Genomic DNA, 21,687 nt, shown 5'->3' with positions numbered 1-21,687 from the left:
AATTCAAATTCAAATTCAAATTCAAATTCAAATTCAAATTCAAATTCAAATTCAAATTCAAATTCAAATTCAAATTCCCTCGTTGTCCCCAATCTAAAGCCTTTCAAGCGTCCCTCTCCTGCATGCGGGAGAGGGATCGAGGGTGAGGGTGATCGCAATGCCGCGCTCCGCGATAACTACTTAAAATGTAATCCTCTGTTTAAGTCATTTTATAAATTTCTTTAGATTTCCCTTCAGAAGTTCCTTTTAGTATTGTCCAATAAAAATGCGGCTTACCAAGCATTTTCCTTTGGTAAGCCGCATTTTTATTGGACGATGTAATTTAATATTTTTAAAATATCAGATACAACTATTCTTTACTCTCTCAACCTACACTAAAAATCCCACTTGGTTTGAGCTTGGATTCCAGCGCCTTACCTTTGCGAGCACGTTTGTTGATGTGGATACTCAAGGCCGACGCGCTTAAGACCACTTCTTGCGGTTTGGCTGCGCGCCCTATGCCGGCAACGCGAACACCTCTTTGGCTGATGGCCTGTGCTGCCAATAGTTTTTCTTTGGGTTCTAACTCCATTAAAATCACGCCTCTGCCGCCGCTGGTGAGTTGCTTGATCTCTGCCAGGCCGAATACCAGCAAACGACCTTTTTCTGATAAACAGGCAATCGCGCTGGCTTCTTCTGCGACTAGCGTCGGCTTCAATGGTTCGTCGCCATCGTCAAGCGTCATAAAGGCTTTGCCGGCCTTCATACGGCCAAACATGTCAGTGGCTTTGGCGGTGAATCCATAACCGGCGCTGGAGGCCAGTAACAGGGTTGAATCGGCTGTGCCTGCAAAGTAGTGCAAGATTTTCGTACCGCTCGCAAGATCAATCAATGTAGTGATCGGCACACCATCACCGCGTGCGCCGGGCAGCGCTGCAACTGGGACGGAATAAACCCGTCCATTGGAGCCAAACACTAGCAACTGATCGATCGTCCGGCACTCAAACGTATTGTAAAGACTGTCACTCGCTTTAAACGTGAACTGGGCATTGTCATGACCATGGCCTGTGCGTGCGCGCACCCAGCCTTTTTCGGAGATGACGACGGTGACAGGTTCGTCGATGACTTTCTGTTCTGCGGATGCCCGAGCGGCTTCTTCGATCAGAGTGCGGCGCGTATCACCATATTGTTTGGTATCGGCTTCGATTTCTTTGATGATACATTTTTTCATCGAGGATGGATTGTCTAGCAAATCTTGCAAGCCGGTTTTTTCCAGGCGCAATTCTTCCAGTTGTTGCTGAATCTTGATCGCCTCTAAACGAGCCAGCTGGCGCAGGCGTATTTCCAGGATATCCTCCGCTTGGATATCGGATAGCCTGAAGGCATCCATCAACGCCGGTTTAGGTTCATCCGATTCGCGGATGATCTTAATGACCTTGTCTATATTTAACAGAACGGCTTCCCGTCCTTCCAGAATATGGATGCGGTCATCGACCTTTTTCAGTTTGAACTGAGTGCGGCGGGTGACTGTAGCAAAGCGGAAAGTAATCCACTCCTTGAGAATATCGAGCAAGCCTTTTTGACGCGGACGACCATCGCCGCCGATCATTACCAGATTGATGGAGGTCGATGTTTCGAGCGAGGTATGCGCCAGCAACATCTGCATAAACTCCGCCTGATCCTGATTTTTGGATTTTGGCTCCAGCACCAGACGTACCGAAGCCTCCCGGCCGGATTCGTCGCGCACGGCATCGAGCATAGACAATACGACTTGCTTGAGCGAAGCCTGCTCCGGCGTCAGCGTTTTTTTGCCTAACTTGATTTTCGGATTGGTGATTTCTTCGATTTCTTCCAGAATTTTTTGGGAAGAAACACCGTGCGGCAATTCGGTAATCACGGCTTGCCATTGACCACGAGCCAGTTCTTCAATCTTCCAGCAAGCGCGTACTTTCATGCTACCGCGACCGGCTGCATAGATATCGGCAATTGCGGCAGCTGGAGTAATGATTTGACCGCCACTAGGAAAATCCGGACCCGGAATCATGCTCATTAGCTCAGCATGTTGCATGTTCGGATTGCGTATCAGCGCGACTGCGGCTTTGGCGACTTCGGTCAGGTTATGTGAAGGAATCTCCGTCGCCATGCCAACGGCGATACCGGATGCACCATTTAACAAGACGAACGGAAGGCGACCTGGCAACAAACTCGGTTCTTCAAATGAACCATCATAGTTAGGTTGAAAATCCACGGTTCCGAGATCGATCTCATCGAGCAATAAACGCGAGATTGGTGTTAGACGTGCCTCGGTATACCGCATCGCCGCAGCACCATCACCATCGCGTGAGCCGAAGTTACCTTGTCCATCGATCAAGGGATAGCGTAGCGAAAAATCCTGTGCCATACGCACCATCGCGTCATATACGGATTGGTCGCCGTGTGGATGTAACTTACCTAAAACATCACCTACTACCGTTGCCGACTTACGCGGTTTGGCAGTGGAGCTCAGCCCCAGTTCGTTCATCGAAAACAAAATCCGCCGCTGTACGGGTTTTTGACCATCACACACATCTGGCAAGGCGCGACCTTTAACGACAGAGATCGCATAGTCAAGGTAGGCGCGTTCGGCGAAGCTGGCCAGCGTCAGAGTTTCTCCGCCATCGCCTCCGCCATCGCCTCCGCCTTTGTCGTCATCAGGTGCCTGATCAAATAAATTCGCTTGTTCGCTCATTGTGCTTAATTTTGTCGATTAAATTATAAAAATAGGGGAGTATCTGCCAATTTCACGCCTAATGTCCATTAATTATATGGACATAAAAATATACTTATGGGTAGTATATTTTCCGCCTGTAAGGCGGAAATCTAAATGTCTGCTTCTACTTCGTTACCATGTTCTTCCAACCAGGCGCGACGAGCGGCGGCTTCGCCTTTGCCCATCAGCATATTGAAACGAGCTTCGGAGAAGGCTTGATCGAACTCACCCAAAGCCACTGGCAACAGGCGACGCGTATCCGGGTTCATCGTGGTTTCCCACAATTGTTCGGCATTCATCTCACCCAGACCTTTGAAGCGTGAAATCGCCCAGGCACCGTCTTTAACGCCGTCTTTGCGCAGCTTGTCTTCAATCGCGATCAGTTCACCTGCATCCAGTGCATACATTTTTTGAATCGGCTTTTTACCACGTGCTGGTGCATCCACCCGGAACAGCGGCGGGCGTGCAATGCAGACGTGACCTTGTGCAATCAATTTTGGGAAGTGTTTGAAAAATAGGGTCAGTAACAACACCTGAATGTGCGAACCATCAACGTCCGCATCCGACAGAATACAAATCTTGCCGTAACGCAGATTAGTTAAATCGGGATTGTCGTTGACGCCATGCGGATCAACACCGATTGCGACGGCGATGTCGTGGATCTCATTGTTCGCAAACAAACGATCACGTTCGGATTCCCATGAATTAAGAACTTTACCGCGCAGAGGTAAAATCGCCTGGAATTCTTTATCACGCCCCATTTTTGCAGAGCCACCAGCCGAGTCACCTTCAACCAAAAACAGTTCGTTACGGGCGATGTCACTCGATTCGCAGTCGGTCAGTTTGCCTGGCAAGACTGCAACGCCTGAGGATTTTTTCTTCTCCACTTTTTGAGCTGAGCGCAAGCGTGACTGGGCTTGTTTGATCACCAGTTCGGCGAGTTTTTTGCCGTAATCAACGTGTGAGTTCAGCCACAATTCTAGTGGTGGTTTGGTGAAGGAGGACACCAGCCGAACCGCATCACGGGAGTTCAGGCGTTCTTTAATCTGACCTTGGAATTGCGGATCAAGCACTTTAGTGGACAACACAAATGAGACGCGTGCAAACACGTCTTCTGGCAATAATTTAACGCCTTTGGGTAGCAGAGAATGCATTTCGGCAAAGCTCTTGACTGCGCCAAACAAACCTTCACGCAAACCGGATTCATGCGTACCGCCTGCTGGCGTAGGGATCAGATTGACGTAAGACTCGCGCACGACTGCGCCTTCTTCTGTCCATGCGACCACCCATGCCGCGCCTTCACCTTCTGCAAAGCCATCGCTCTCGCCAATGGCGTATTGTTCGCCTTCAAACAGCGGTATTAATGGCTCGCCATGGGATGATTGCGCCAAGGCCTCGGTTAAATAGCCACGCAAACCTTGATCGTATTGCCAGGTTTGAGTGTCGCCAGTTTTGGCATTGATCAACGTCACTTTGACGCCGGGCAACAAGACTGCTTTAGATCGCAACAGTCTGGTTAATTCAGTCGCAGAAATCGTCGGCGAATCAAAATACTTTACGTCTGGCCAGATTGACACTCTGGTGCCGTTTTTCTTCTCACCACGTGCCAGTGCTTGCGACGTCAAAGGTTCAATCACATCGCCGTTGGCAAAGGTTAGCTTATGCACACCTGCTTCACGCCAGACCGTGATTTCCAGTCGTGTCGATAATGCATTGGTGACTGATACACCAACCCCATGCAGACCACCAGAAAACGCATACGCACCGCCCGAGCCTTTATCGAATTTGCCGCCAGCGTGTAAGCGCGTAAAGACGATTTCTACGGTAGGAACGTGTTCTTCCGGATGCATACCAACTGGAATGCCACGCCCATCGTCTTCCACCGTTACGCTGTTATCTGCATTGAGGGTGACAACAATATTTTTACAGTGACCGCCCAAGGCTTCATCCGAGGCATTGTCGATCACCTCTTGAATAATATGCAGTGGATTTTCAGTGCGGGTGTACATGCCCGGTCTTTGTTTGACCGGTTCCAGCCCTTTAAGGACACGGATGGATGATTCGCTGTAGTCGGATGGTGTGGTATTTTTTTTAGTGGCCATGCAATAAATACGTGTTGGTTGTCGCTGATGTTGGAAATTAGGTACTAATTAGGTACCATGTAGACAAATTATTCCACAAAATTTTTGTTTGCTGGCAAGGTTTGCCTGTATTCTGGCAATCATTTTAAATAGGCTTGGTAGAAAGTCATCAGAGCCAATCATCAGAGCAATAAGATCGCTATCCAATAGTAACGGGTAATGAATGATGCGATCATAGCTGAGGATAGCTTAACTTAGCTCAGGGACTTTTTTGCTGCGATCTTATTTTCAGTTTTTTTGCAATTTTTTTACAATTTCTTTGCAAGTAATTTGCGACCATTGTAGCTGTTATGTGTTGATGGATAAACGATGTCAGAAAAAAACCCAACAATCGCAATCCGACTGATTGGATTTACTCCTAAAGAAAACGACACGTTTTCTACCGTTCTTGCGGTGATGCGCGAGAAGGGCTATAGCTATCTGTGCTTAAGAGATGGCAGCCTGCAAGACCCCGATCTTTTTATTGTTAATGCCGAAGATATGAAAGCATTGGCAACACTGTCTGATATCAACCCCGGCCACGCGCAACCCGTTTTGTTAATTGGTAAAACTAAGGTGAGCTTGCCTTACGCAGTCATGCCACGTCCGATTCGCTGGCGTAAATTATTTGATGTGCTCGATGAATTAGTGGATGAGCGCCAGTTGTTGTTGACAACTTTAAGTGCCTATGGCGACGTGGCGATACCCGAACGTCGTCGTCGTGAACGATTAGATTTTGATTTGACCGATGCGTCGGTATATCAAAAAATGCGCAACTCCGCGACCCCACGGGGCGGCATTTTGATTATTGATAAGGACATGCGTTTCAGAGATTATGTTGCGGCAATTATGGAGCGATATAACATTCCTGTGGGTATGAGTAATGATGCGGAGACAGCTTTAAGCTTGGATGCGCAATATCAATATGGATTGACCATGATTAATACATCGACGCCGGATATTGATCCGTATGGTTTATGTCGGTCACTCAAAAGTCAAAATGAACACCGAAAAACGAATGTGATGTTTTTGATCGATAAGACGTTTGTGTATAACCAGGAGTTTGCGCAAAGCGTGAGTTGCGATGGGTTTTTAAATAAGCCTTTGTCGCGCAAACTGGTTTTATCAACGATACAGAAATTTTTGCAGCTCACTTAAGCTGACCAATAATGGTTGACCTACTAGGTTCGGTGAGCTTCGGCGATTTCGCCTATCGTTTCGGAAGTTTCGTCCTTCCCAGCTCGTGCTAATTCGTTATTGATTCACTTATTTATTTACTCAATAAGCGCATGCCGCGTTCCAGTCCCTCGATGGTGACTGGGAACATGCGGTTGTTCATAATTTGCTTAATGATGGACACCGATTGACGGTATTGCCATAATCCCTCTGGTTCTGGATTGAGCCAGATGAACTTCGGAAAAGCCGAAGTAAACCGTTGTAGCCACGCTGCTCCCGCTTCTTCATTGTTATATTCGACGGAACCACCAGCCTGTAAAATTTCATACGGGCTCATGGTGGCGTCGCCAACAAAAATCACTTTCGTATCTGGCGTATATTTACGTAAGACATCCCATGTAGGAAATTTTTCTGCATGACGACGGCGATTGTTTTTCCATAAATGATCGTAGACGCAGTTATGGAAATAAAAGAATTCCATATTTTTAAATTCTGTTTTTGCGGCTGAAAATAACTCTTCGGTCCTTGCAATGTGGTCGTCCATCGTGCCACCGACATCCAGCAACATCAAAACCTTGATATTGTTTTTTCGCTCCGGTTGCATTTTTATATCTAGGTAGCCGGCATTGTTGGCAGTTGCTTTGATTGTCGCGTCCAGTGCTAACTCATCTTCTGCTCCGTGACGGGCAAATTTGCGCAAACGACGCAGGGCGATTTTGATATTACGTGTGCCGAGTTCGCGCTCATCATCGTAATCGCGGAAGGCGCGCGCTTCCCATACTTTGACGGCAGTGCGGTTGCCGCCTTTGCCGCCGATGCGTATGCCTTCTGGATTTTGTCCGCCATTACCAAACGGTGATGTGCCGCCAGTACCTATCCATTTATTGCCGCCTTCGTGGCGTTCTTTTTGTTCTTTGAGTAATTCTTGCAAGCGATCCATCAGCTTGTCGTAGCCAAATTTTTCTAGCGCTGCTTTTTGCTCATCCGTTAGTTCGCGCTCCATGCGCTTGGCTAACCATTCCAGAGGAATTTCAGGATTCTTTTCAAAAATCGTTTCTATTCCTTTAAAGTAAAGACCGAAGGCTTTGTCGAACTTGTCGTAATACGCTTCGTCTTTAACCATAATCGTGCGGGACAGAAAATAAAAATCATCCATCGACATGCTAATCAATCCTTTGTCCAGCGCTTCGAGCAGCGTCAGAAATTCCTTGATCGAAACAGGAATTTTTGCATCTTTAAGAGTGTAAAAAAAATCAATCAGCACGGCTGGCTCCTGCAAATCTTGGTTTAGGTTTACTGCAATCGGCGTATTAATTAAATTAGTTAACTACCGCCCTGATATTTTTCATGCATGTACTGCAAATTCTGTTTTACGCCAGCCCATTCGTTTTGCAGGATGCTATACACCACCGTGTCGCGAATCCGTCCATCTGGCAAAATCGTGTGGTTACGTAATACGCCGTCTCGTTTCGCCCCTAGACGCTCAATTGCTGCTTGCGAGCGACGGTTAAACCAGTCCGTGCGAAACTCAACGGCGATACACTCAAGCATGTCAAACGCATGTGACAGCAATAGCAACTTGCACTCGGTATTGATCGCGCTTCTTTGCACTCGCTTGGCGTACCAGGTGTAACCGATTTCTAAGCGTTTATTATTATGATCGATATTGCAGTAACGTGTAGAACCGACGATCTGGCCAGTCTGTTTTTCCCTGATCACAAAAGGAATTGCCTTTTTTTGATCTTGCATTTCTAACGCAAGATCAAGCCAGTTTTGCGTGTTTTCTGGGCTAGGTACCGAGGTGAAAAATAGCTTCCATAATTCACCGTCAGCCGCTGCCGCCTGAATCTCAGCAAAATGTTCTTGATGCAATGGTTCTAAGCTAACATGGCGACCTTGAAGTGTGATGGGCGTGCATTGCATAAGAAGTCCTTCAAATAAATAAGTGAGCTTAGGTGCTTAGTGTGTCAATATTTTGTGATGATTCCCAGATACAGAACGACACTTTGGGGATGAATACAACAATTCTTTCATTGTTTGTTATTGTTTCTATTAACTATCAGCAAAAATGCAGGGAATTCAGGTCAATCCAGTGAGATGCTTGCCAACTTTTGAAAAAACAGTTACACTGCAAAGCTGTACAGAATTATGCGGCGTGGAAATTTGTGAGTTCACTTTGAACCCGTCGCTCTCGACCACGTTTAGGAAATCTCATGGCAAATACCGCACAAGCACGCAAGCGCGCTCGTCAAGCAGTAAAACAAAACGCACACAACTCCAGCCTGCGCTCGACGCTGCGCACAGCAATCAAAGCTGTTCGTAAAGCGATTGAAGCAGGTGATAAAGCTGTTGCAACTACAATCTTCCAAACTTCCGTTTCGACGATTGATCGCATCGCAGATAAAAAAATCATTCACAAAAACAAAGCAGCTCGTCATAAAAGCCGTTTGGCTTCCGCTTTGAAGGCTTTGTCTGCTTAATATTTAAGCGATAATTGGTTTTTTGGTATTGTCTTTGATAATATTAACGAGTTAATTATAAAGTCAGTAATGAATAAAAAACCGCAATAAATTATTGCGGTTTTTTTGCGTCCTTAAAATCTCATTCTTTAGCTACGATTTCCAAGATTTCCTGATTTTATGCGCGCCAGCCATTCTGCACTGACTTCTTGCCATGAGCCTGGCATTAGTGCGTGACTTTCTAGTGTGAAATTGGCAATTCCACTGCGTATTAATCTTAAAGTTGGCAGACCAACTGCGGCTGTCATGCGTCGCACTTGCCGATTTTTCCCCTCCGTTAAGCTTATGCTGAGCCAGCTCGTAGGCTTATCCTCCCTATATCGTATTGGCGGGGTGCGATCCCATAGCCAGTCTGGTTCATAAATATGCTTAACTTGACATGGCTTGGTGACAAAATCGCCTAAATCCAGGGGATTTCTTAACTTCGTCAATGATTCTGGTGACGGCTGACCTTCGACCTGGACCAAGTAAGTTTTAGCCTGTTTTAAATCTGGATGGCTAATCGAATGTTGTAACTTCCCGTTATCGGTAAGCAATACAAGCCCCTCGCTATCTGCGTCAAGGCGTCCAGCAGGGTAGACATTCGGTACATCGACATAGTCGGCTAATGTCTGGCGCGTTGGATGCGCCGAGAACTGGCACATCACGTCGTAAGGTTTATTGAGTAATATCAGTTTCATGGCGCTATGATAATCTGCGTATGCCTAGTATTGCAAAGTGATGGCATCTAGTAAAATACTAGTGCATAATACGAAATGGTAGTCTTGTGTCTTATATAAGAGTACATTCAGAGTACATTCGGAGTAAATTTAGAATAAATTTATTTGCATTTTTATATTTGTATTTACTTGAATATGTATATTCGGCCAACAAGGCTTGTTACGAGCGAAGCGCGATCCGCTTAATCGCCCCAATCTACGGAGAAAAAGATGTATCAACATATTAAAGTTCCTGCCGAAGGTAAGCAAATTACCGTCAATGCTGATTTCTCGTTAAACGTTCCAGATAATCCAATTATTCCGTTCATTGAAGGTGATGGCACTGGTGTAGATATCAGCCCTGTCATGATCAAAGTGGTGGATGCTGCTGTAGCTAAAGCTTACGGCGGCAAGCGTAAGATTAGCTGGATGGAAATCTACGCTGGTGAAAAATCGACAAAAGTATACGGTCCTGATGTCTGGTTGCCAGAAGAAACCCTAAAAGTCTTGAAAGACTATGTCGTTTCTATCAAAGGCCCATTGACTACACCAGTTGGCGGCGGTATCCGTTCCCTGAACGTGGCGCTGCGTCAAGAGTTAGATTTATATGTCTGCTTGCGCCCGGTTCGCTACTTCAAAGGCGTGCCATCCCCAGTGCGTGAGCCAGAAAAAACTGACATGGTGATCTTCCGCGAAAACTCGGAAGATATCTATGCGGGTATTGAATTCCAAGAAGGCTCTGATCAAGTTAAAAAACTGATCAAGTTTTTGCAAGACGAAATGGGCGTTAAAAAAATCCGTTTCCCAGATACCTCAGGTATTGGCGTTAAACCAGTATCCCGTCAAGGTACTGAGCGTTTGGTACGTAAAGCGATCCAGTACGCGATCGACAACGACAAGCCATCCGTAACGATCGTCCACAAAGGCAACATCATGAAGTACACCGAAGGTGGCTTCCGTGATTGGGCTTATGCTTTGGCACAAAAAGAATTCGGCGCAGAATTGATCGATGGCGGTCCATGGTGTAAGTTCAAGAATCCAAAAACGGGTAAAGATATTATCGTCAAGGATTCCATCGCTGATGCGTTCTTGCAGCAAATCTTGTTGCGTCCGGCGGAGTACAGTGTGATCGCAACATTGAATCTGAACGGCGATTACATCTCTGATGCATTAGCTGCACAAGTTGGTGGTATCGGTATTGCTCCAGGCGCTAATTTATCTGACTCTATCGCGATGTTTGAGGCCACTCACGGTACAGCGCCTAAGTATGCCGGTAAAGATTATGTGAACCCAGGTTCATTGATCTTGTCCGCAGAAATGATGTTGCGTCACATGGGTTGGGCTGAAGCGGCGGATCTGTTGATCAGCGCTACAGAAAAAGCGATCACTGTGAAGAAAGTTACTTACGATTTCGCACGTTTGATGGAAGGCGCAACACAAGTATCTTGCTCCGGCTTTGGCGATGTAATGATCGAAAATATGTAAAACTCATCCAGTGCTTTGTTGCACTAGATCGTTCTATGTAGCAAGCCCTTGATTTTCCTCGTGAGAATCAAGGGCTTTTATTTTGTACTGTCGATGATCTTAAAATTCTATTTATGGGCAAGATAGCTGATATTTATCTCATTAAAGCTAGACCATTAATCACGACAGTTATAGATACCCCTAATTAGTATATTTATTTGTCCATAGAATCATTGGACAATAAGCGATATTACGTAAAAATAGGAGGGAGTATATTAAATCGATATTTTTTCAATTACCAAAAGAATAGTCCACCTTGCCGGTGCGCCAATCATGTGTTGAGGCTCGAATAAATATCAGAAGTCAGACCAGATATGGTGCGTTGGTAGCTACGTGTACCAAAAATATCGTTGTTTGATGCAGGGAGTTGAAGTGCTTGAGAGGGCAGTGCTTACTAGCTCAGAGTAATGCTGGGAGCGTTACCGCTTCTCCCAACATAATCAAAAATAAAATATCAGTTTTCTATTGAAAAAGATGCGCCATACATGCAATCAGTTATGCAGTATGACGCAATTTTCTATTAGAAATTACCCTTGAACTGGACACCAAAGATGCGTGGTTCGTTGATAAAGCCAGTCAGGTTATTGAAGTCAATACCGCCGGTTACACGTACTGTGTTGGTGATATTGCGGGAATAAGCGGCTACTTCATATTTGCCGTCTTTCCAGCTATATCCAACGCGTAAGCCGCCTTCGACCAATGGTTTGCCAGTGAATTCTTTGGCTTCATAAAGGAAGAAGTTGATTTTGCTGCGATAAGACCAGTCGGTATAGAAAAACAACTCACTATCGTCACTCATCGGGATGCCATAGCGCAGTGTTGCATTAGCAATCCATTTTGGTGCTTGTGGCAAAGGATTTCCGTTAATCAAGACACGATTAGCTGAATTGATTGGATCGGTAATCGTACACGCAGCACATTTAGCGACGGCCAGATTTGGATCTTGAATTTCTGTAAAGTTGTAGCTACCCCCCAGAGTTGCACGCAATCTATCTGTCAGCAAGGCTTCAAAATCAACTTCCACACCATGCCCCACTGTTTTGGCTGCGTTCAGCAACATGGTGGTATTTGATTGCCCACCGACTGCAGTCAACTGTTGATTTTTGATATCAAAATCATAGATACTGGCATTAACACGCGCGCGGCGGTTAAACAGATCTGCCTTGATACCAACTTCGGCAGATAAGATGGTTTCTGCGTTGGCAACGGTGATTGGTACTGTCGTCGACGGTGCTGCAATACTCGGTGCTCTAAAGCCAGTGGCGATACGGGTATATAGATTGATATCTTTATTCAATGCATAGGCTGCACTTGCATCCCAGCTTACTTTGGAAGCAGATTCTTGCACTGCACTAGGTCCTATTGAACCTACTACATTGGCATTGAAATATTTTTTATCTTCGGTGTAGCGTAAGCCGCCACGTAATTTGATCTGGTCTGTCAAATCGTAATTGAGTGAGCCAAACATCGCCCATGCATCATTTTCCTGGCGGCTATTAACGGCGCTAGTTTGAGCACCAGTCGTACTGTTATAGCCGTTACTGAAACCGGTTGTACCTTCATTAAAGTAGTACAAACCTGCTTGCCAGTTCAGAGGGCCGACATTCTTAGATTCTGCGCGGAACTCCTGCGTGAGTTGGCGATGATTGCGGATGCCGCCACCAGTCTCTGATTGGAAAGGAATGAAACCAGGTCCAGTTGGATTACCACCGTCAATGTCGCCACGGCTGAAATAGCTGCCAATAGCTTCATAACCCGTGATGGAGAACAGTTTGATGCCGTCCAGATTCCAGGTTAAACGTGCACTCGCGCCGTTGGTGCGCAAAGTTTGGTAGTTTTTGCCGTTAGTAGCAATCTTGTCTGGGTCAAAACCATCGACCAGATCGTTGCTACCTTTTTTGATGATATTGGCGCGGAATAAGCGGGCACTGCCATCAGTATCGCGGGCATGAATATTGAACAGTGCATTGAAGGTCGTGTTAGGGGCATACAAAAACTGAAGACGTTCTGCGTTCTCGTTATAACCTTCCAGAGATTTCTTTTGACCAGTGAATGTGTTATCCACAAAATTGTCACGATGTTGACCTAACATCGAAAAACGCATTGCCCATTCTTTGTTGATTGGCGCATTGACGGCGCCTTCAACGTTGACCGTGTTGTAGGTAGCTTCAGATACGCTGTAGTAGCCTTCAGTGCGGTTCAGGATTGGTTTGGCTGAGTCAAACTTAACTACACCGGCTGGTGTGTTACGTCCAAACAAAGTACCTTGTGGCCCGCGCAAAACTTCAACGCCGGCCAGATCAAAAATCGGGAAGCCTTTTAAGTCAGCATTTTCTTGCACGATGTCGTCGTAAATCAAAGAAACTGGCTGGGAAGCGAATGTACTGAAATCGGTATTACCATAACCACGGATATAAAAACGTGGGAAAGTGCGGCCATTAGATGACTCAATATTCAAACTTGGCACTTTAGCTGCCAACAAGCGAATATCGCCGCCACCAGATGTCAGAACGTCCAATTTTTCTCCACGCAATTGCGAGATGGAGCTTGGAACATCTTTCATATTTTCTTGGCGACGCTCGGCAGTTACGGTAACAATTTCTAATTGTCCTGGTGCCTTCACTGGGTCTGCTGGCACCGCTGTTTGTGCCATTGCACAACCAAACGGCAATGCGACTAGTGTCAACATCATTCCGCGCGTTCGGTTTAACCGACGCAAAGTTTTCGATTTCTTGCTCATTTCCCAACCCTCACTTTTTTATAAGTAAAAAAACTTTTTTACTCGTTTCGCGCTTTTTATTGTGCAACCACAAGTTAATTTTATATAGGCAAATAGCATGCCAGAATTGGGGAGGAAAATAAATGAAAACTAAAAAATGTATACAAGTTAGTTGTATTTTTATTCGCCAAACTACATTTGGCTTGCTAAATTTTCTTCACTTAAATCTAAAATTTTATCGATTCAGGCATTCAGATAATTAGAGTCCGCATCAATTTAGACCAAGTAAGGCTTACTTATTGTTTGATTTTGGTGCAAAGAGAAAATATTCTTGAAGAAGAATGATTTTATGGAAAAAACAATTGTATACAATTGTTCAAAGATCTCTCTGGATGCAGATAAGTGTTCGATCAGGACTAAATAAATATAAGACACAATAGAAAGTGATCTAAGTGGTTTCAATTTTTAAGTGATCATTTAGCGAACCATCAGCTGATTTCCAATATTTCGGCTAAGTTAATTTCTGGCTCCTCATCTTTGAGTTGTAGAGCATTCTCTATATCTAACAAATGCTGATCCATTAACTGGCATGCCAGCGTCACGTCACCTGCGGCAATCGCATCAATCAAACGACTATGCTCATCGTTAGGGCAGGTATTCGTCTCTGGCGATTGGTATAACGCAATAATTAGCGAACAGCGAGAAACCAGTTCTTGCAAAAAACGGATTAGCACAGTGTTACCGGCGACTTCCGCTAGCAAGACGTGAAAATCGCCTCCAAGACGTATCCACTTTGGGTAGTCTTGTGTGTGATAAGCATGATGTTCGTCGATAATTAATTGTCTTAATCTGGCTATTTGCAAAGGTGTCGCACGGTTAATCGCCAGGGGCACAATCGCTGCCTCTATTGCTCTGCGAGCGGCGAAGATGTCGCGAGTTTCCTGATGAGTTGGCTGCGCCACGATGGCGCCCCGGTTGGGTCGCATCTCAAGAATATGGTCATGCGCTAGTCGTTGTAGCGCTTTTCTTACCACCGTTCTGCTGACAGAAAAAAGTTCACAAAGACTGGTTTCAGTCATCTTTGTACCCGGCGGCAAGCGCTGACTCATGACGGCTTTTAGTACAGAGTTATAGATTTTTTCGTCAGTTGGTATAGCACCGCGCTTTACCGTTACTTTTACCGGGCGCAGCAGTTCAGTTGATTTCAGGCTCATACGTTTCTTCTTGATGAACAGCGATCGAACGCAGACTGTACTTTATTCTTTTGCGATTGTGAACCTTTGCTAAGCAATCTACGCAACTTGAACATACGCATTTCTTGTTTCAGTTTGTTGCACTTCTTACAGTGTTCAAACCGGATCGGGTCAACGATCCCATGCCAGCCCGCGTTTTTATGAGCACTACCCACTCAACATGAAAAGAGAAAAATCATGAAAAAAAATCGCCTCGCTACATCCACACTGTTCACAGCAATCCTCACTGTTGGCATGCTTGGTTTATATAGCAGCCCAAGTTTTGCAGATACTGCAACCAACGTACAGCGCGATAAAAAAGCCGAACATCATGATCGCGCTGATGTACATCGCGACAAGACTGATTTAACGCATGATCGCCATGATGTTGCCCGCGACAAAAAAGATCTTAATGCAGCGGAAGCCAATGGTAATCAAGCGGCAATCCAACGTGATCAAACTGCATTGAAATTAGACAGCAGACAAGTCGGTCGTGAAAAAGCGCATCTGAATGCCGACCGCAGCAATCTGTCAAAAGACAAACAAGACGCTGCTAACGGTGTCTATAACTCGGCACGCCAGGCTGGCCATGCAGAGAAAGATATCAACCGTGATCAAACTGCCGTCGTACATGATCGCCATGATTTAAATCGTGATCGTAAGGATTTAGTGGCGGATCAAGCTGCCGGAAATACGGCTGGTGTTGCACGTGATCAGCAAGCTGTGAAATATGATGGAAAAACATTGAACCGTGATAAGTCCGAGCGTAAACATGATGAGAATGCGCTGAATCAAAACTAAGCTGCATGCCGAATTAGTGTGACGGTCAATGTTCTAAAAAAATATGTCCCGCTTTAAACAGAGCGGGACATATTCATTTATAAGAACGTATTTGGAATGAACCGGAGCATCTGTTTCATTCCAACATAAAACGATGTCGTAACTCTAATTACGACAAAATAAATTATGGCTTCACAATATAGATATTCGATTTAGGACAAGTGCTGGCAACATTTCCATCCAGGACTAAAGACGAGCCGCTAGGGAATTGTGCCAACTGGTCTTTATTGATCGAAATCCACGCTTCAGTAAAATAATTTTTACCGCCACTTGTGACGCATTTCAATGACACTGCCGTGTGTGTATTGCTACCGAAAGCATTATCAAACGCGGTTAACATTTGTGCACGAGTGACATATTGACCCAAATGCGTTTGTATAAAACTGTTAAAGCTTGTGCTGTTTAGACCTTGTACTAATTGCTCTGCCGCACCCCAAAATGCATCTGGTGTCGCCATGCCAGAGCAAGATCCATGTTTGTAATACTCATGCTTATCCAGACATTCTGCAACGCCCGGCATATACGGCGTCAGTTTTTTAAAGCCTGCTGCGGTGACACCATAAGCATCCATTTGGCACCATGTACTGGACTTATCTAAATTAATTTCTTTCTGCGATACTCCACAATAAAACGGTTGCGTTCCGGTGTAGTCATTAGGCCATAAACCGTGCAGAGAGAAGTTACTTGCCGCATAGCTGCCTTTTAAATTGGCACATTCAGAATTGCCGCTACTAGTTGCGCAAAATCCTGGTTCCCACTGTGCTGCCAACAAAAAATAGTCGTACGTCTGCGCTTGCGCCGCTGTATTGATGGCAACGACAGCAATCAAGCTCACTACAGTTTTAATGAAAAGCTTCAACATGTGATTCTCCTAAAACGAATGTTAGGGGGGAGGGGAAACTTATTCTTAAGAAATGAGCTTAAGAATAAGCGCTAGCAAAAATATCACAGTATTGACAAAAAAATACTGCGAAGGCAGCAAATATAAAGTGCTGCTATGACAGCGCGATGACATTACTGTAACCATATTTTGATCAAAATATAAAGTCGAGCGGCTTAGCAAATTTCTGGAGTAGGTGCTTGAAATGGGTATTGAAGGAGATGTAGAAAAGAGAAATTTTGAAGCGAATACTTCACGTAAGAGCTGCGAAAAAATTATCTTTAACCGGATAGTCTGATGCAGAGAATAGTGCATTCAAAGGCACTACGACGCCAACGGTAATTCAACGTAAAAAGTGGAGCCATGACCCTCCACACTATAGAAGCCAATTTTGCCAGACATCTTTTCTATCATTGACTTAGACAAGCTCAGTCCCAAGCCAGTGCCCGCATATTTACGGGTTGCTTTAGCGTCTTCCTGACTAAATTTTTGGAAAATGTTTTTTTGGAAGTCCGCAGAAATTCCAATCCCAAAGTCCACAACTTCTAGTCTGACCCAATCTGCAATCTGACGGATATGAATTTCTACTACGCCATTTTGTTGGGAAAATTTGATCGCGTTTGAAAGTAAATTGGACAATACTTGCATTAATCTCTGGGTATCAACACTGACCATCGACGCTGGTGAGGCTTCGTAGAAAAACTGCATTTTGATGGAGAAGTTTTGAGCATATCCCTGGTTCGCTTCAATGCTTTGTTTGACTAGGTCACGCAAGATAATTTTTTCTATATTGAATTGGATACCGCCATATTCTAATTTTTCAAAATCCAGCAAATCATTAATCAACAAGGTCAGGCGAGAAGCATTGTTGTTTGCCATCGTGACTAAAGTTTTTGCCTGATCTGACAATCCTCCGCCAACACCACCCGCCAACAAGCCAAGTGCACCACGGATGGAGGTGAGTGGTGTACGTAACTCGTGCGATACAGAGGAGACAAATTCGCTTTTAAGTTTTTCTATGCGTTTTCGTTCAGACAAATCATGCAAAATTAAAACCACTAAATTTTGTGTTCCTAACGCTACTTTAGCCATCGCTAGTTCTAGCGGAATTTCTTCATGAGTTCTTTTTTTAGCGACCACTTCTTTACGTGCCGCTGTGGCGGTGCTGATGGTGTTGTCGCCTGTCATGTCAGATTCTATATGGTCATTCAGATAGGCTGCTAAAAAAGTGGCTGATTCTACTTCTGGGAAAAGCTCCAGAATATTACGTCCAAATAATGCACCTGTTGAATAATCGAGCAATATCTCTGCGGATTGATTGGCGGATGTGATTAGTCCGTGCGCATCTGTTGTGATGATCCCCTCTGCGGCATTGGCTAAGATGGCACGCAAGCGGGCTTCACTTTCATGCAGTTGACTGGTGCGTTGCGCGACTAATTTTTCTACATTAAAAGTATGTGCGGTCGCTACCAGTACATAAACAGCTAATAAGGCGGAAAACAGTAAGCTGCCAAATTTGGTGAACCAGGTGATCCATGATGTATGAGCCGCCCAATAGGTCGCTGATGGTTGCGCCAGAAACGCATATTGTCGACTACCAAAATCAATCGTGGATTGGAAAACATGAGCGGCGTCGATGACTTTGATTGAGTCATAAAAAACACCATTACTTCCAGGGTAAGACAGGTCATAAAATTCAAGTAAGAGATTGGCTTTTTTTTCTTCATTCAATAAATCACCGACCAGATTTTTTATTCTTACAACGCTGACTGCGGTACCCCGAAATGCGTCACGTCTTTCTTGTATATTGGTCACGGACTTGCCCCGTGCATAAATAGGTGCGTATAACAAGACGGAAAAATACTTGTCGTCCCCCGACAGAAGTACCAGGGGATCGGTGACGGCAAGTTTGCCGCTATCTCGCGCTTCTTCTATCGCATTGCGCCTGATGGCGGTGCTGCCCATGTCAAAACCAAATACTCTTTTACCGTTTTCAAATGGCTCTATGTAGGTGATAGGGAAGTAATCCTCACGGTCTTCTGCGGGGACAGTTTTTCCGTTACTATTTTTTTCAGTAATTTGGAAGCTGATAAAGCCTTCACGTAATACGGATTCTTCAAACTTCGTTTTATCCGCGCGTAGCACTCTAGGCACCCAAAGCAGATCAGTAATTTCTTTTAGTGTGGTGAGCGGATGTTCAGTAAAAATATGGAATTCAGTGCGGGATACTTTTTCTGATGCTGAATACAGGCGTTCTAAATCTTTGACCGCATCTGCATGCGCATTAAGGTTATTTTGTAGTTTCTGGCTAATTCTCTCTGCTTCCAAACGGAACTCAAGTCGCTGTTTTTGGTCTTCTCTGTTACGGATAAAAACGAAGGCGATGATGACAGTAATCAGACAAATAACCAAAGGGAGCATGACTCCGTAGCGTCTGAATTGCCAAATTTCTCTTGGTCTGGCAAACAAAATCAGGATGAGTGGCGTGGTAATCAAAACTCCCAAAGTATCGCCTATCCACCATGTCAGCCAATGACTGCTGATATCGGATAAGGATATGATCCCAAATCCATAGAGAGCGATTACACCCCAGCTAGCGCTAACCAGACAACCTAAAACTGCACCCATGATAAAAAAGGTAAAAATATCCTGATCGGTATCTAATGCAAGTTCATTGCTGAACTGTATTGGTTTCTTTGTATGTTTCTGTAATTGCTTATTTAATTGTTTTTGAACTAGATAGCTACTGAGGAAAGCCTGCATACAAGCGCCGCTGGCTAGTACTGTGGCAAGCAGCAAATTGTTGCTTGTAATCTTGTGAGCTGGTTCCCAAGCGATGAGCAAGTTCACAATCAGTGAACCCAGTGCAACGCCAGGTAGCAGACGATATCCTCGGGTCAGAATTATGCCGAGCGCAATACCTGCTGGTGGGTAGATCGCAACGGCATAACCAGGAGGAATCGCTAGAAGCAGAGACAAGCGTCCCAATATGGCATACACCAAAGTCAAACATAAAATTTGGAGCAATAAGCTGGATCTTAGACCGTCAGACATGCGTTTTACAGCAACCTGCATTGGGATTCCTTGGCGGTGATGTTGCTATGAACTTCTATTTATTTTTGCTTATTCTTTTAGCGTATTTGTTATCAGTATTTTCCGCGGTCGAGAGCTGAGAAATATTCAAAACTTCGAGCACCCAGAGCGATATTTGTGTCACATATTTTATAGAGAATAAATATACTCCCCATTATTTTTTTTAAATATGCCGTTCTGACCATTAAATATATAGACGATCAATATATACCTACGTGGAGTATATATTGCTCTATTGCTGAGTTTATCAATAATTTGTCTGATAATTATATTAGCCAAGCAGTATTTAAAACTCACGCAAGATTGTTCCGGATAGAGCTTGCAACCCAGCTTGGATAGTTTTGCGTCAGTTCGCTATTTAAATCAATGATGAAGTTACTTTTAATACCTCATCTGCGGTGGTGAGTCCCTCGATAATCTTATAAGCACCTGCGATACGCAAAGGTTTCATCTGATCTGCAATGCTCTGCTTTCTCAGTGCATGAATATCTGACTCTTCTTTGATGAGTTTGCTGAATGGCAGCGTTACAGTCAACAATTCATATAAGCCGGTACGACCTTTGTAGCCTGTCAAGCGACACTCAGGGCATCCTACTGGTCGATAAATTGTTGTCGGTTTTGGTAGGTTCCATTCTTCGGTCAGACTTTTCCAGACAGCATCAGCTATTTCACCATCACCTGATTTGCAATGCGAGCATAGCGTTCGCACCAGTCGTTGCGCCAGAATCCCGATGATGGTTGCCTCCAGTAGATAATAGGGAACGCCTAATTCCAGCAGACGCATAATGGCGGATGGCGCGTCATTGGTATGTAAGGTTGATAGCACCAGATGCCCGGTCAATGCTGCCTGGATGGCCATTTCAGCCGTTTGTAAATCACGGATCTCACCCACCATAATGATATCGGGATCTTGCCGCATTAGAGCGCGCACGCCATCGGCAAAGTTCAGGTCAATCGATGGTTGTATCTGCATTTGGTTGAAAGAAGGCTCTACCATTTCGATCGGGTCTTCTACCGTACAGACATTCACATCTGAAGTGGCGAGGGCTTTTAAGGTGGTGTAGAGCGTTGTGGTTTTGCCAGAGCCGGTTGGACCAGTGACCAAAATAATTCCATGCGGTTTACTCGTGAGCTGATCCCAGCGACCAGCGTCCAGTGGTGGGAAACCCAGTTCTGGTAAGGTCTTTACCACCACTTCCGGATCAAAAATACGCATTACCACTTTTTCACCAAACGCCGTTGGTAATGTGGATAAACGGAGCTCGACCTCTTGTCCGTCAGCGGTAAGGGTTTTGATACGACCATCCTGTGGCCGGCGTTTTTCAATCACATCCATACGTCCCAGCAATTTGATCCTCGCAGTCATCGCAATCATAACCGCTGCAGGGACTTGGTACACCTGATGCAGTACACCATCGATCCGAAAACGGATTAAGGCCATTTCACGCTTGGGTTCGAGGTGGATATCGGAGGCGCGTTGATCAAATGCAAATTGCCAGAGCCAGTCAACAATATTGATGATGTGCTGATCGTTGGCGTCGACTTGCTTATTAGCCTTACCTAGCTCGACTAGTTGTTCAAAATTACTTCTGAGTGAAAGGTCATTTTTGCTGGCTTTTTTAGCGTCTTTAATTGATTTCGCTAATGAGAAAAATTGCGCAATATACTGAGAAATATCGAGCGGGTTGGCGAGCACTAAACGGATTTCTTTACGCGTGATTTTGGCAATTTCTGGCTGCCACTCGGTATTAAAAGGATCTGTAGTCGCAATCGTGACGCTGTCCAGAGTGGATTCTACGGGCAAAATATTGAAGCGAGTCGCGTAGTTGGACGACATCACATCAGATACTTTGGTGAAGTCAATTTTTAGAGGATCAATCCGATAAAAAGGTAACTGAACCTTGTGCGCAGTCCACTCTGTTAGCCAATCCAAAGTTAATTGCTGGTTTGGTTTTTTAACCGAGTGCAGCTTGGCCTGCGCGATTGCTGTTAGCGTGTGCATCGCTGCAGGACCATTTCTCAGAATCGCTTGGGCGCTATTGAATTCTGCCTTTGCATTTTCCTTGAGGATAATACCGTCTGCCATCAACCATGTGAAAATTTGCTGCATGTTCAGAGATTGCTGTGGCGACTTAGTCATTTTTTACTCGATCTAGAC

At 44.9% G+C, this 21,687-nt stretch carries 14 protein-coding genes; 4 read left to right on the top strand and 10 right to left on the bottom strand.

Annotated elements, in window-relative coordinates:
* Positions 1-364: 364 nt before the first annotated feature.
* Complete coding sequence (gene parC, locus QN395_RS15720; protein WP_322118003.1) at positions 365-2,707, bottom strand: DNA topoisomerase IV subunit A; 2,343 nt, start codon at positions 2,705-2,707, stop codon at positions 365-367.
* Between the two features lie 131 nt (positions 2,708-2,838).
* Positions 2,839-4,830 carry a DNA topoisomerase IV subunit B gene (locus tag QN395_RS15715; RefSeq protein WP_322118004.1) on the bottom strand — a complete coding sequence of 664 codons (1,992 nt, stop codon included), beginning with the start codon at positions 4,828-4,830 and terminating at the stop codon, positions 2,839-2,841.
* A gap of 348 nt (positions 4,831-5,178) precedes the next feature.
* Between QN395_RS15715 and QN395_RS15710 the strand changes: the two genes are divergently transcribed.
* On the top strand, positions 5,179-6,006 hold the full coding sequence (locus QN395_RS15710) for a response regulator (RefSeq protein ID WP_322118005.1): 828 nt from the start codon (positions 5,179-5,181) through the stop codon (positions 6,004-6,006).
* Positions 6,007-6,118: 112 nt separating this feature from the next.
* Here QN395_RS15710 and QN395_RS15705 read toward each other — a convergent pair whose 3' ends face one another.
* The gene (locus QN395_RS15705; RefSeq protein ID WP_322118006.1) at positions 6,119-7,288 is read right to left on the bottom strand and encodes a VWA domain-containing protein; all 1,170 of its coding nucleotides are present in this window, start codon (positions 7,286-7,288) and stop codon (positions 6,119-6,121) included.
* Positions 7,289-7,347: 59 nt separating this feature from the next.
* On the bottom strand, positions 7,348-7,947 hold the full coding sequence (locus QN395_RS15700; protein WP_322118007.1) for a GNAT family protein: 600 nt from the start codon (positions 7,945-7,947) through the stop codon (positions 7,348-7,350).
* Between the two features lie 290 nt (positions 7,948-8,237).
* On the opposite strand from QN395_RS15700, the gene rpsT reads away from it, so the two are divergent.
* Positions 8,238-8,504, top strand: coding sequence for a 30S ribosomal protein S20 (gene rpsT, locus QN395_RS15695; protein ID WP_322118008.1), 267 nt, complete (start codon positions 8,238-8,240; stop codon positions 8,502-8,504).
* 128 nt (positions 8,505-8,632) lie between these two features.
* Here rpsT and QN395_RS15690 read toward each other — a convergent pair whose 3' ends face one another.
* Complete coding sequence (locus QN395_RS15690; protein WP_322118009.1) at positions 8,633-9,223, bottom strand: pseudouridine synthase; 591 nt, start codon at positions 9,221-9,223, stop codon at positions 8,633-8,635.
* 249 nt (positions 9,224-9,472) lie between these two features.
* Between QN395_RS15690 and icd the strand changes: the two genes are divergently transcribed.
* The gene (gene icd / locus QN395_RS15685; protein WP_322118010.1) at positions 9,473-10,726 is read left to right on the top strand and encodes an NADP-dependent isocitrate dehydrogenase; all 1,254 of its coding nucleotides are present in this window, start codon (positions 9,473-9,475) and stop codon (positions 10,724-10,726) included.
* A 559-nt stretch (positions 10,727-11,285) separates the two neighbouring features.
* Here the strand turns inward: icd and QN395_RS15680 are convergent.
* The gene (locus QN395_RS15680) at positions 11,286-13,505 is read right to left on the bottom strand and encodes a TonB-dependent receptor (RefSeq protein ID WP_322118011.1); all 2,220 of its coding nucleotides are present in this window, start codon (positions 13,503-13,505) and stop codon (positions 11,286-11,288) included.
* Between the two features lie 467 nt (positions 13,506-13,972).
* Positions 13,973-14,698: a GntR family transcriptional regulator gene (locus QN395_RS15675; RefSeq protein ID WP_322118012.1), complete on the bottom strand. Its 726-nt coding sequence runs from the start codon at positions 14,696-14,698 to the stop codon at positions 13,973-13,975.
* A 216-nt stretch (positions 14,699-14,914) separates the two neighbouring features.
* On the opposite strand from QN395_RS15675, the gene QN395_RS15670 reads away from it, so the two are divergent.
* Positions 14,915-15,517 (top strand): hypothetical protein, encoded by a 603-nt coding sequence (locus QN395_RS15670; RefSeq protein ID WP_322118013.1) that lies wholly within the window; start codon positions 14,915-14,917, stop codon positions 15,515-15,517.
* Positions 15,518-15,680: 163 nt separating this feature from the next.
* Here the strand turns inward: QN395_RS15670 and QN395_RS15665 are convergent, their stop codons facing one another.
* The 3 genes from QN395_RS15665 to QN395_RS15655 form a co-directional block, all read right to left on the bottom strand.
* Positions 15,681-16,418, bottom strand: coding sequence for a ribonuclease T2 family protein (locus QN395_RS15665; RefSeq protein WP_322118014.1), 738 nt, complete (start codon positions 16,416-16,418; stop codon positions 15,681-15,683).
* Positions 16,419-16,760: 342 nt separating this feature from the next.
* Entirely contained in the window at positions 16,761-19,511 is a 2,751-nt protein-coding gene (locus tag QN395_RS15660; RefSeq protein WP_322118015.1) for a CHASE domain-containing protein, read from the bottom strand.
* A 376-nt stretch (positions 19,512-19,887) separates the two neighbouring features.
* Positions 19,888-21,669: a GspE/PulE family protein gene (locus QN395_RS15655; RefSeq protein ID WP_322118016.1), complete on the bottom strand. Its 1,782-nt coding sequence runs from the start codon at positions 21,667-21,669 to the stop codon at positions 19,888-19,890.
* Between the last annotated feature and the right edge of the window lie 18 nt (positions 21,670-21,687).

The organism is Undibacterium sp. RTI2.2 (genome assembly GCF_035018705.1).
Classification (GTDB): Bacteria; Pseudomonadota; Gammaproteobacteria; order Burkholderiales; family Burkholderiaceae_D; genus Undibacterium.
This window is presented reverse-complemented; position numbering and strand designations above follow the sequence as displayed.